This window comes from Streptomyces sp. NPDC059524, assembly GCF_042749255.1.
GTDB lineage: Bacteria > Actinomycetota > Actinomycetes > Streptomycetales > Streptomycetaceae > Streptomyces > Streptomyces xanthii.
Window position 1 is genome coordinate 1 of the sequence record NZ_JBHYTK010000101.1, and the last position, 11,336, is coordinate 11,336.

Consider the following 11,336-nt stretch of genomic DNA (forward strand, 5'->3'; position numbering starts at 1 on the left):
GACACTCACATACACAAACACCCCTCACGCCGCCCCCACCCACCCCCCCCCCCCCCCCCGCTCACCCTAACTAACTCAAAGCCCTGATGGCGTCCGACCCACCCGACGCGCCCCGCCACCCCCGGGAGGCTGGGAAGGGCCATGCGGTGCATCGTCGTCGCCCGCGCCCCGCCGCACCATCGGGGAGATCCCCGATTTGTGGGTCGCCCCGGTGCGGGACTCGGTCGATCAGACCTTGGGCGGCGACGCCTGCGGAGGGCTAGCCCAGCGGGAGGCCACCGAGCGTCGATCCCTGGATGTTCTGCGTGACTCCCTGTCCGGCGGTCGCCTGGTCGAGCAGACCGCCGCCCAGGCTGGGCAGGTCGGCGTTGTTGTTCTCGCCGACCGGGCCGAGGGGAGTGGGGAGCGAGGCCGGGGCGATCTGGGTGGTGGCCGCCTGGGCCGTACCGGCTGTGGCCAGGGCGGCACCGGCGACGGCGCAGGTGGCAAGGACGCGCATGATGTTCGACATGACCTGCAAACGATCACCGGCCTCGCGAGTCACACACGAACGGTGCGAGTGACGGGCAGGACTACTGCGCCGTGGGGTCCGACTCCGCTCCGACCGTGGACAACCAGGCGTCGGCGATGAGCCGGTGCCCCAGCGGGGTCGGGTGGACGCCGTCCCCGGCAAGGTCCGCCGCGCGGTGGTCGTGGGCGGCGCGTTGCAGGACGAGATCGGCGCGCACCACCTGCGCTCCGTGGCGCGTAGCGGCCCGCAACACGGCCTCGATGCGCGGCTCCAGGTCCTCGAACCACGCTTCCTGCCCCGGCTCCACCGGGAGGAGGAACGGGGTGATGACGACCAGCCGAGGAGCGAGCCGCTGCGCGGTGACGGCCAGCAGGCGGTCCAGGCACGCCTGGAACTCGGTGACGGGGCTCAGCACGCCCTTGTCGTAGCGTCGCCAGGTGTCGTTGATGCCGATCTTGACGGTGACCACGGTGGGTTCCTCGTCGAGGACGTCCGTCGTCCAGCGGGCTTCGAGGTCGTACACGCGATGGCCGTTGATCCCCCGGTTGACGATCCGGGGCCCTGGGCCGCTCTCCCCGCCCTCCCTCAGCGACCGGGCGATCTCGCTGACGTAGCCGTTGCCGAGGGAGGCGGCGTCCGCGCGGTCGCGACCCGCGTCGGTGATGGAGTCACCGATGAACAGGAGTGTGTCGTCGTTCGTGAGGTGCGTGTGCATGGCTGCCGTCCGGGGAGAGAGGAGAAGAAGTCAACTATGGATGTCGTGTGAGGGATTGACCGGCCGACTGTCTCAGGGTGGATGCCTCGCGGGCCAGGATCTCGGGGTCGTCGCCGGGGACGAACTCCAGGAGCGCGTCCATGCCCCGGCCGCCCAGAAGGCCGAGAGCGGCGGTCCACAACCCCGCGCGCTCCGCCAAGGGGCGGCGCGTGTTGCCCGGCCACCAGGAGAACGCGTGGACGGCGGCGACCCGGTCGCCGAGCCGGGCGAGCCCCGCCAGTGCCTCCTCGTCGGGAACGTCTTGGGGCGGCTGCCAGTACGTGTGGAAATTGTCCGCGTCCACCTCGTCCAGCAGCCGGAGGGTGGAGTCGACCGTGTCGGTGAGGGTGTTGCCGTGGAACTCGGTCGCGAGCGTGAGGCCGTGGTCCGCGGCGATCCGGGCAGCCTCCCGCAGGCGGCGTACCGTCCCGTGCCGCTCGTCGGGCAGGACGTACCGGGATCCGGTGCCGCCCGCCCAGACGCGGATCCGCCGCGCTCCGAGCAGCGCCGCGGCGCGGGCGACGGCGGGGAATCCGGCCGCCTCCCCCGGGCAGGCGCGGAAGTAGGAACCGTAGGAACAGCACGTCAGTCCGTAGCGGTCGGAGATTTCCCGGACCGCGCGGACGGTGCTCGGGTCGTCGGCGGGGGCGTGCACGTCCGCGCCCCACTCGATGACCTCGAGGCCCGCGTGGAGGGCGTACCGCGCGACCTCGAGCGCGGGCAGCCGGCGGAAGGTGACCGAGCAGAGGCCCAACCGGGTGGGCCCCGCGTCCGGGACGGGGGCTGCCCCGCCGGCTCGGCTGTTCGTCCCGGTCATGGCACTGCCTACCTTCTGTCTTCCTCGTGCGGTGGCGCGGGTGGGGTGAAGCGGCCGCCCCCACAGACGGCCGCTTCAAGGGGGCGCGAGTGGTCAACCCGGGTTCGGTCAGGGGGCGTTCGGCCCCACGTCCGATGGCGTGAGCGGGTGACGCGGCGCGGGCGCCGTGGAGTACTCGTCGGCGCCGATGTCCCGGACGCTGCCGCGCGGGTCCCCGTCGACGTCGTCGGTGACGGGCGTACCGGCGAGGGTGGCGGCGCCGATCGCCGGGCTGGCCGAGGTCAGGCGCATGACCCCGTCGGCGCCCTGGGCGAGGCGCGGGTCGGCCCGGGTGAAGCCGCCGGCGGGGATGTTGCCGTCGGAGGCCGCGCCCCACAGCAGGTTGCTCTGCCAGGTGAAGCCGGAGGTGGCGCCCATGGCGACGAGGCTGCCCGCGTCGCCGACGAGCAGGTTGTCGGCGACGACGACGTCCCGCGGCTCGTACGTCCGGGTCTCTCCCGAGAGCGTCTCGTTGTTGCCGATCAGGGAGTTGTGGGCGATGAGGGCGCGGTCGCAGGCGTCGTTGCCGCGTCGCTCGTCCTCCGTCTCGCCGTCGTGGTGGTCGCGCGTGGTGCCGCTGCCGATCACCAGGGCACGGCCGGACAGCCCGCTGACGTAGTTGTTGAGGATCTTGTGGTCGTTGCCGTAGACACGGATGCCTTCCTCGCCGCCGATCAGATGATTGCTCTGGACGGTGGAGCGGTTGCCGTGGCGCAGGACGATGCCGCCGAGGCTGTCGCGGACGGTGTTGTACCGGACGGTGTTGTCCGAGGACTTCACGGAGATGGCTTCGGGGTCGCCGTTGCAGCGCTCGAAGAGGTTGTACTCGACGAGGGCGTTGGCGCTGGACAGGGCGCGGCCGCTGACGCCGAGGCGGATGGGCTCGCCGCCGTTGGACCCGCCGAAGCTGTGGTCGGAGAAGTGGTTCCGCAGGATGTGCAGGTTCTGGGCCATGTCCGTGGAGCCGGGGCCGTCCACGACGAGGAAGATGCCCGCGGTGGTCTTGTCGTGGAAATGGTTCCGGTCGATCTTCGAGTCGTTCGACCGTACGACGACCCAGTAGGGGTCCCCGGTGTCGGCGAACTGGAAGTCGTTGCGGGTCAGCCGGATCGACGAGCAGTTGGCCGGCAGTTCGAGGGTGGTGCTCTGCCGGAAGGCGAAGCCGCTGAGGGTGATGTGACTGGAGTTGCTCAGGACGAAACCGCGCTCGCCCTTGAGCACGGCGCCGCCGCGGCTCTGGGACACGATGGTGATCGGTGCGCTGCTCGTCCCGTGCTTGCCGGAGACGGTGAGGGCGCCCCCGGACGGGACCGTGTAGGTGCCGTCGGCGACGACGATCCGGTCCCCGGGCGCCGCGTTGTTGATCGCGTTCTGCAGCGCGGTCAGCGACGAGACCGGGATGTCGGCCGCCGACGCGCTGGTGGTCAGCGCGGTGCCGACGGGGACGGTGGCGAGTGCGGCCACGGTGGCGGTTCTGAGGAACGTGCGTCGTTGCATGGTGCCTCCTTCATGGGTGGGGGACAGGAGCTCGGGGACGGGAGTTGAGGGCTGGGAGCCGAGGGGACAGGGGTTCAGGGGGCCTCGGGGCCGACGTCGGCAGGCGTCAGGGGGCCGCGCCCCGGCCTGCGCGAGGAGTACTCGTGCGCGCCCACGTCGCGGAGTCGGCCGCGCGGCAGACCGTCGATGTCGTGGGTGACGGGCGGACGGCGGAGCGTGCCGGCGTCGATCGCCGGGCTGTCGGCGGCCGGGCGGGCGACCCCGTACGCGTCCGTCACCAGGCGTGGGTCGGCCCGGACGCCGCCTGTGGCGGGCATGTCGCCGTCGGCGGCGGCGCCCCACAGGATGTTGCCCGACCAGGTGAAGCGCACGGTGGCGGCCATCGCGACCAACTGGCCGGTGTCCGCGACGAAGAGGTTGTCGGCGACGGTGACATCGCGCGGCTCGTGCGGGCGCCGGCTCTCGCCGGACAGTGTGCCGGCGTTGTTCACCAGGGTGTTGTAGGCGATGAGGACACGATCGGGGGCGTCGTTGCCGCGCCGCGCGTCGGGCGATTCGCCGGGCAGGTGGTCGCGCTCCGAACCGCTGCCGATCACCAGGGCGCGCCCCGACAGGCCCGAGAGGTGGTTGTTGACGATCATGTGGTCGTTGCCGTAAATCCGGATGCCTTCGGTGCCGTCGACGAGGTGGTTGGCGTCCACCCGATTGCGGTTGCCGTGGCGCAGGACGATGCCGCCGAGGCTGTCGCGGATCGTGTTGTGCCGGATGACGTTGTCGGAGCTCTTCACGGAGATGGCCTCCGGGTCGCCGTCGCAGCGTTCGAAGAGGTTGTGCTCGACGAGGGCGTGGGCGCTGGACAGGGCGCGGGGGCTGACGCCGAGGCGGATGGGTTCGCCGCCGTTGGACCCGCCGAAGGTGTGGTCGGAGAAGTGGTTGTGGTGGATGTGGACGCGCTCGGCCATCTCGTCCGTGCCCGCGCCCTCCACCCCGAGGTAGATCCCGAGCGTGCTCTTGCCGTGGAAGTGGTTGCGGTCGACCGTGCTGTCGTCCGCGCGGACCATCACCCAGTGCAGGCCCTCGATGTCGGCCAGCTGGAAGTCGTTGCGCGTGAGTCTGATGTGGGAGCAGTCCGGCGGGAGGTCCAGGGTGGTGCTCTGCCGGAACGCGAACCCGCTGATGGTGATGTGGTGGGAGGCCTCGAAGACGAAGCTCTGTTCGCCCTGGAGGACGACGCCCCCGCGGGTCTCGGCGGCGACGGTCACGGGCGCGCTCTCGGTGCCGCGCTTGTTCCGTACGAGGAGGGGGCTGCCCGCCGGGACGGTGTAGGTGCCGTCGGCGACGACGATCCGGTCGCCCGGCCGCGCCCGGTCGATCGCCGCGCGGAGCTCGTCCAGGGTGCGGACCGTCGCGCGGGCCGGGAGGGCGCTCGCGGTCGGCAGGGCGCCGGTGGCGGCGAGTGCCACCGCTGCCGCGGTGCTCATGAGGAAGGTGCGGCGCTGCATGGTGCCTCCGTGAGGGTGCGGTGGGCGGTCTGAGGGGGACGGGGTACGGGGTCAGGCGTCTGCGGTGCCGTCCAGGAACAGTTCGATGACGGGGACGGGGGTGTCGGGGCGGCGTACGGGGATCTGGAGCGTGAGCGTTCCGGCGGGCTGTCCGCCCATCTCGGTGTTGACCGCGGGCCGGTTCGGCTCGATGTGGACCGGGACGATCTCGGAGGCGTCGTTGAGCAGTTGGGCGTAGCGCACCCGGCCGGCCAGGCCCGGCAGGTGCAGGTGGCGCAGCGGCCAGGCGAACAGATGGACGTAGAGACGGTCGCCGCGCTGCGTGTAGCGGCATTCGGCGGGGGCGGTGTACGCGGACGGGCCGCAGCCGCGGACCGAGCGCTCGTGCAGATCCACCCACCGGCCGATCTCGCCCAGGACCTCGGTGTCGCGGGCGTCGAGGTCGCCGCGGCCGGTGGGGCCCACGTTGAGCAGCAGGTTGCCGCCCTTCGACACTCCGTCGACGAGCATGCGGATCAGCAGGTCCGCGCTCTTGCGGTCGAGGTTGTCGCGGTCGTAGCCCCAACTGCCGTTCAGCGTCTGACAGGCCTCCCAGACCAGGGGCCGGCCGTTCTCGGTCATCGGGCCGGACGGCTGGTACTGCTCGGGGGTGACGAAGTCGCCGGGCAGGCCGGTCCGGTCGTTGACGAGCACGTGCGGCTGGAGTGCGCGGACCGTCTCCAGGAGCCTCGGGGAGTCCCAGTCGTCGGGGCCCTTGCCGCCCCACCAGGTGCGTCCGGCGTAGGAGAAGTCGAAGAACAGGTAGTCGATCCGCCCGAACGAGGTCAGCAGCTCGCGGACCTGCCCGTGGAGGTAGCGCTGGTAGGCACGGATGTCCCGGTCGGCGTGGGCGGCCTTGAACTCCTCGTCGTCGCGCTGCGGATGGGTGCCGTCGACGGGGAAGGAGGGGTGGTGCCAGTCGATCAGGGAGTAGTAGAGCCCGACCTGGAGTCCTTCGGCGCGGCACGCCTCGACGAACGGGCCGACGAGGTCGCGGCCGTGCGGGGTGTTGGTGACCTTGTAGTCGGTCAGGGCGCTGTCCCACAGGCAGAAGCCGTCGTGGTGCTTGGTGGTGAGGACGACATAGCGCATGCCGGCGGCCTTGGCGGTCCTGGCCCATTGGACGGGGTCGTAGCGGTCGGGGTCGAAGTGGTCGAAGTAGACCTGGTACTGCTCGTCGGTCAGCCGCTCCCGGTTCTTGACCCACTCGTGCCGTGCGGCGAGGGAGTACAGGCCCCAGTGGACGAACATGCCGAACCGGGCGGTGGTGAACCAGCCGGGATCCGGAGCCCCTTCGGGAGCCGGGGGAGCGGAGGGGTGTGCGGCGGCGGACGGCACGGGGCATCTTTCCTTCTCGTACACGGGCGGGGCGGGCGCGGAACCGGAGGGGGTCAGCCCTTCAGGGCGCCGGAGGACAGGCCGCTCACGAAGGAGCGCTGGAAGAACAGGAAGACGATCACGGAGGGCAGCAGGGCGAGCAGCGAGGCCGCCATGACGACTCCGGGCGTGACCGCGGGATCGATCCGCAGGGTGCGCAGCGCGAGCGGCAGCGTGTACGAGGAGGAGTCGGTGGAGACCAGCAGCGGCAGCAGGTACTGGTCCCAGATCATGGTGAAGCCGAACACCCCGATGACGCCCAGCGCGGGCTTGCACATCGGCAGGATGATCTGGGCGAAGATCCGCAGGTCGCCGGCGCCGTCGATGCGCGCGGCCTCCTCGAGCTCGCGGGGCACGTCCTTCATGAACTCGGTCATCACCAGGATGGAGAAACCCCAGGCGCCCAGGGGCACGATCATCCCGGCCAGGGTGCCGACGAGGTTGAAGTGGACGACCGGAAGGTCGGACAGGATCAGGGAGAGGGGCAGCGCGAGGATCTCCTCGGGCAGCATCAGCGTCGCCAGGATGGCGACGAGGACCAGTGCCATGCCGGGGAACTTCTTGCGGGCCAGCGCGTACCCGGCCAGGACGGACACCGCGACCTGGAGCAGCAGGCCGAAGCCGACCACGAGGAACGAGTTCAGCAGGTAGGCGAGCACCCCCTGGTCGAACGCGATCCGGAAGTTGTCGAGCGTGAGCCCGGAGGGGACGACGCTCAGCTGGGTCGGGTCCTTGACGTGGCCGAACGCGCTGACGAGCAGCGCGAGCAGCGGCCCGGCGAAGACGACGAGGACCAGGAGGTGGACGACGGCCTTGAGGACCCGTCCGCCGGCGCTGCGGCTCTCGGTGAGGCCCAGCGCGGTCTCGGTGTGCGCACTCACTTGCTCTCCCTGCGCCGCAGCAGTTGGACGACGACGGTCAGGATCAGCGTCGCGACGAACAGCAGGACGGCGCCCGCCGCTCCGACGCCGAGCCGGTTCTGCTCGAGTCCGAGCTTGTAGATGAGGGTCATGACGACCTCGGTGGAGCCGTCCGGGCCACCGTTGGTGAGCAGGAACACCTCGGTGAACACCCGCAGTCCGCGGATCGCGGCGAGGATGAACAGGATCGAGAACACCGACCGCAGACCGGGCACGGTCACGTGCCACACCCGCTGCCACCGGGACGCCCCGTCGACCTTCGCCGCCTCGTACAGGCCGCGGTCCACACTCGTCAGACCCGCGAGGATGATCATCATGTCGTAGGGGGCGCCGCGCCAGATCCCGGTGAGCATGATCGAGGCCATCGAGGTGTCCGGATCGTTGATGAAGCCGGACGGGCCCCAACCCACCAGACCGAGCAGGGAGTTGAGCATGCCGTCCCCGGTCGGGTGGTACATGATCCGCCACAGCTCGGCGACGACCGCGATCGGCACCACCACCGGGAGGAACGCCGCGGAGCGCACGAACCCGAGCCGGCGGCTCTGCCCCTCCATCAGCAGGGCGAGGACGAGGCCCAGCGCCATCGAGCCGGCCGTCTGTCCGGCGGCCAGGACGACCGTGTGCCAGGCGGCCTCACGGAATCCGGCGGACTCGAGCACCGTGGCGTAGTTGTCGGTGCCGACCCATCTGTTCCCCAGGTACGGCTGGACGTCCTGGAAGGACATGGTCAGCGCGTTCGCCATGGGGATGAACTTGAAGTACAGGAAGAGGATCAGCGCGGGGGCCAGGAAGAGCCAGGGCGTCCACCACCGGCCGGACCTGCGGTCGCGCGCCCGGCGGCCGGCGGAAGCGCCGCCTCTGCGGCCTTCCTTGTGCGTACCGGGCACACCGGGCGCGGCAGCCGTGGAGGCCGCCGGCTCGGCCTGGTCGAGGCTCATGACGCGGAGATCCCCTGCTCCTCGAGGATGCCGGCGAGCTGCTTGTCGAGCTCACGGAGCTTGGTCTGGGTGTCCAGGCCGCAGTCGGCCATGAGGGCGTTCAGAGTGTCGGCGGTCGCCTGGCGCACCGGCGTCCAGTTCGGGATGGACGGCGCGTACCGGCCGGAGTCCTGGTACACCTGCGCGTACGTCTTCCAGCGGGGGTCGGGGCGCACCTGGGAGATGTCGACGGACTTGTTGACGGGAAGCTGCACGGTGTAGGCGGTGTCGCCCTCCATGCCCGTCCGCTGCCCCTCGGCCGAGACCGCGAAGGAGGCGAACGCGTCCTGGCCGGCCCGGTTGTCGGAGCCCGCCATCAGATAGACGGAGCCGCCTTCTGCGAGGACGGTGGAGTCCTTGGGTCCCTTGGGCATCGGGACGACCTCGTACTTGTCCTTGCCGAGCGTCTCGTCGAAGCGGGGCAGCAGGTAGGGGCCGACGACGAACATGCCGGTCTTGCCGGACTCGAACGTCTCGTTCGTCGGCGGGGTGTCCATGGTCACGGCGCCGGGCTGGACGGCCTTGTCCTTGCAGCCCAGGTCGCGGAACCACTGCACCGCCTCGGCCGAGGCCTTGCTGGTCATCGCGGGCTTGTACGTGCCCTTGCCCGCCTCGGTGATGAAGTCGCCGCCCGCGGCCCACAGGAAGTTGGAGAAGTACCAGGAGGCGTACCCGCGCTTGGTGGACAGCGGGGCGGCGAGCCCGGACGTGTTCTTCTTGCCGTCGCCGTCGGGGTCCCGGGTGGTGAACGCCTTGGCCATGGCGGCGAAGTCGTCCCAGGTCTCGGGGACGTCGAGCTTCAGCTTCTGGCGCCAGTCCTTGCGGATGAGCAGCGCGGACGCCTGCGCCGAGTACGGCAGTCCGTACTGCTTGCCGTCCACGCTCTTCCCGGAGTCCAGGCCCTGGCCGATGATCTCCTTGCTGTCCTCGATCTTGTCGAGGTCGATCTCCCGCAGGAGTCCCTGACTGTGCATGGCGCCGAGCTGCGTCACGTCGTTCATGACGATGTCGGGGAGCTTCTTCTGGGCCGCCCGCTGCTGCAGCTTGGTCTCGAAGTCGTCGAAGATGGCCGTGACCTTGACCTTGTAGCCCGTGGCCTTCTGGAAGGCGGCGGCGAGCTTGACCGCGCCCTGCTCGCCGGGCCCGCCGGGCGTCGTCCGCGTCCAGAGCTCCAGGGTGGCCTTCTTGTTCTGCTTGGCGTCCACTCCCGCGGGCCCGGACGAACAGCTGGTGAGGACCAGCGCCGAGGCGAGGACACCGGCACCGACCCATCGCGATCTCTGCATGACAACTCCCGTTCGGACGCACCACAGTTGGCCTGGAAAGCGCTTGCTGGGAACGTAGCGGGGCCGGAAACAGCGGTCAATACTCCGATGAATCTGAAAGTGCTTCAGGTGGCCGGCGCGCCTCCCGTGGGCTCCCCGCGGTGGCGGGCCTCCGCGGGTGAGGGCATGCCGGAGATGCTCCCCGCTCCATAAAATGCCTGCTCTGAAAGGGTTTTCAGATGTTCGAGGAGTCGGTCACTCAGGTGCGGGAAGCCGGTGTGGGGAGGTCGCCCCCGTCGGGCGGTGGGCGACAAGATGTCCGAGATTCTCGCTAGGTCCCTCCAGTCATCCGATGTATCGTCCGTGCCAGCCGCAGGGCATGCGTATCAAACAAGCCACACCACTGCGCATCACCCGAGCGCACGTTTTCGCACACACCCGAACCCGGGGGAGTGGCTGTCCCGCCGGCCCTCCACCCGCCTTCCGGATCCGCCGAAGGAGACCCGCCCGGCATGAACGCACCGGCCACCACCCCCACCGCTCTGCTGGTCATGGAGAAGGAACGCCGGGCGGACGTCTATCCGCCCGAGGTGACCGCCGGCCTCGGCCGGCTCGTCCACTGGCAGGCACCGCCGCTCACGAGAGAGGAACTCGCCGACGCCCCCGGCGTTCTGCGGGACGTCGACCTCCTGCTCACCGGCTGGGGCGCGCCCGTCCTGGACACCGCACTGCTCGGGCAGGCGCCCCGGCTGCGCGCCGTGTTCGTGGCGGCGGGGTCCGTACGCCACCTGACCACTCCCGAGTTCTGGGCGCGCGGCATCCCGATCGTCTCGGCCGCCGCGGCCAATGCCGTCCCGGTGGCGGAGTTCACCCTCGCCCAGGTCCTGCTCGGCCTGAAGCAGGCGCACCGCATCGCCCGGGACGTCGCGCAGCACCGCCGGTTCCCGCGCGACCCCGAGGTCGCGGGCGGGTACCGGGCGCGGGTCGGCCTGTGGGGGCTCGGCCACATCGGCCGTCTCGTCGCCGGGCACCTCTCCCGCTTCGACGTCGAGGTCGTCGCCACCGATCCCGCGGCCTCGCCGGACACCGCCCGGCAGGCAGGCGTCCGGCTGGTCGGCATCGAGGAACTGTTCGCCACCTGCCAGGTGGTCAGCCTCCACGCCCCGCTGCTGCCCGCGACCCGAGGTGCCATCGGGGAGAGCCTGCTGAACTCCCTGGAACCGGGCGCGACGCTGATCAACACCGCGCGCGGCGCCCTGATCGACGAACCGGCCGCCGTACGGGTCCTGCGGGCCAGGCCGGATCTCACCGCCGTCCTCGACGTCACGCACCCCGAGCCCCCGGCCCCGGACTCGCCGCTGTTCACGCTGCCCAACGTCGTCCTGACCCCGCACATCGCGGGCGCCCTCGGCGCCGAGCGCCACCGCCTCGGTCAGCTCGTGCTCGACGAGGTCCGCCGCTTCACGCTCGGCGAGCCGCTCCAGCACGCCCTCGACCCGGCCCGCGCCGCGTCGCTCGCCTGACATCTCCCTCGGTGCGGCGCCTGCCGGACAGCGGTGCACGTCCGGCACCCCCCGCGCGGCACCCCCGGGGGCGCGCCCCCGGGCGGAGCGGCCGGTCCCCCAGGGGCTCCAGACG

At 70.9% G+C, this 11,336-nt stretch carries 10 protein-coding genes; 1 reads left to right on the plus strand and 9 read right to left on the minus strand.

What is annotated here, in order from left to right:
- Window positions 1–259: 259 nt before the first annotated feature.
- The 9 genes from ACFW9D_RS25300 to ACFW9D_RS25340 all read right to left on the minus strand — a co-directional run bounded on the left by ACFW9D_RS25300 (window position 260) and on the right by ACFW9D_RS25340 (window position 9,719).
- Window positions 260–511: a hypothetical protein gene (locus ACFW9D_RS25300; protein ID WP_188335124.1), complete on the minus strand. Its 252-nt coding sequence runs from the start codon at window positions 509–511 to the stop codon at window positions 260–262.
- Window positions 512–572: 61 nt separating this feature from the next.
- The gene (locus ACFW9D_RS25305) at window positions 573–1,226 is read right to left on the minus strand and encodes a GDSL-type esterase/lipase family protein (RefSeq protein ID WP_384625144.1); all 654 of its coding nucleotides are present in this window, start codon (window positions 1,224–1,226) and stop codon (window positions 573–575) included.
- A 34-nt stretch (window positions 1,227–1,260) separates the two neighbouring features.
- Window positions 1,261–2,082 carry a sugar phosphate isomerase/epimerase family protein gene (locus tag ACFW9D_RS25310; protein ID WP_384625147.1) on the minus strand — a complete coding sequence of 274 codons (822 nt, stop codon included), beginning with the start codon at window positions 2,080–2,082 and terminating at the stop codon, window positions 1,261–1,263.
- A 108-nt stretch (window positions 2,083–2,190) separates the two neighbouring features.
- On the minus strand, window positions 2,191–3,618 hold the full coding sequence (locus ACFW9D_RS25315) for a polysaccharide lyase 6 family protein (protein WP_384625150.1): 1,428 nt from the start codon (window positions 3,616–3,618) through the stop codon (window positions 2,191–2,193).
- A 74-nt stretch (window positions 3,619–3,692) separates the two neighbouring features.
- Window positions 3,693–5,120, minus strand: coding sequence for a polysaccharide lyase 6 family protein (locus tag ACFW9D_RS25320; RefSeq protein ID WP_384625152.1), 1,428 nt, complete (start codon window positions 5,118–5,120; stop codon window positions 3,693–3,695).
- Window positions 5,121–5,171: 51 nt separating this feature from the next.
- Window positions 5,172–6,497 carry an alpha-L-fucosidase gene (locus tag ACFW9D_RS25325; RefSeq protein WP_384625155.1) on the minus strand — a complete coding sequence of 442 codons (1,326 nt, stop codon included), beginning with the start codon at window positions 6,495–6,497 and terminating at the stop codon, window positions 5,172–5,174.
- A gap of 53 nt (window positions 6,498–6,550) precedes the next feature.
- On the minus strand, window positions 6,551–7,417 hold the full coding sequence (locus ACFW9D_RS25330) for a carbohydrate ABC transporter permease (RefSeq protein ID WP_188335118.1): 867 nt from the start codon (window positions 7,415–7,417) through the stop codon (window positions 6,551–6,553).
- Entirely contained in the window at window positions 7,414–8,394 is a 981-nt protein-coding gene (locus tag ACFW9D_RS25335; RefSeq protein ID WP_384625159.1) for a carbohydrate ABC transporter permease, read from the minus strand. Before ACFW9D_RS25335 ends, ACFW9D_RS25330 begins: the two co-directional genes overlap by 4 nt.
- Window positions 8,391–9,719, minus strand: a complete 1,329-nt coding sequence (locus tag ACFW9D_RS25340; protein ID WP_384625161.1) for an extracellular solute-binding protein — start codon at window positions 9,717–9,719, stop codon at window positions 8,391–8,393. The genes ACFW9D_RS25335 and ACFW9D_RS25340 overlap by 4 nt, the downstream gene beginning before the upstream one ends.
- A gap of 491 nt (window positions 9,720–10,210) precedes the next feature.
- On the opposite strand from ACFW9D_RS25340, the gene ACFW9D_RS25345 reads away from it, so the two are divergent.
- A complete protein-coding gene (locus tag ACFW9D_RS25345) occupies window positions 10,211–11,221 on the plus strand; it encodes a hydroxyacid dehydrogenase (protein ID WP_384625164.1) in 1,011 nt (336 codons plus the stop codon).
- Window positions 11,222–11,336 lie beyond the last annotated feature (115 nt).

What these genes read in the sequence shown, in the direction of transcription:
- ACFW9D_RS25300 (WP_188335124.1), bottom strand. Translation starts at nt 511, where the DNA reads ATGTCGAACATCATGCGCGTCCTTGCCACCTGCGCCGTCGCCGGTGCC.
- ACFW9D_RS25305 (WP_384625144.1), bottom strand. Translation starts at nt 1,226, where the DNA reads ATGCACACGCACCTCACGAACGACGACACACTCCTGTTCATCGGTGAC.
- ACFW9D_RS25310 (WP_384625147.1), bottom strand. Translation starts at nt 2,082, where the DNA reads ATGACCGGGACGAACAGCCGAGCCGGCGGGGCAGCCCCCGTCCCGGAC.
- ACFW9D_RS25315 (WP_384625150.1), bottom strand. Translation starts at nt 3,618, where the DNA reads ATGCAACGACGCACGTTCCTCAGAACCGCCACCGTGGCCGCACTCGCC.
- ACFW9D_RS25320 (WP_384625152.1), bottom strand. Translation starts at nt 5,120, where the DNA reads ATGCAGCGCCGCACCTTCCTCATGAGCACCGCGGCAGCGGTGGCACTC.
- ACFW9D_RS25335 (WP_384625159.1), bottom strand. Translation starts at nt 8,394, where the DNA reads ATGAGCCTCGACCAGGCCGAGCCGGCGGCCTCCACGGCTGCCGCGCCC.
- ACFW9D_RS25340 (WP_384625161.1), bottom strand. Translation starts at nt 9,719, where the DNA reads ATGCAGAGATCGCGATGGGTCGGTGCCGGTGTCCTCGCCTCGGCGCTG.
- ACFW9D_RS25345 (WP_384625164.1), top strand. Translation starts at nt 10,211, where the DNA reads ATGAACGCACCGGCCACCACCCCCACCGCTCTGCTGGTCATGGAGAAG.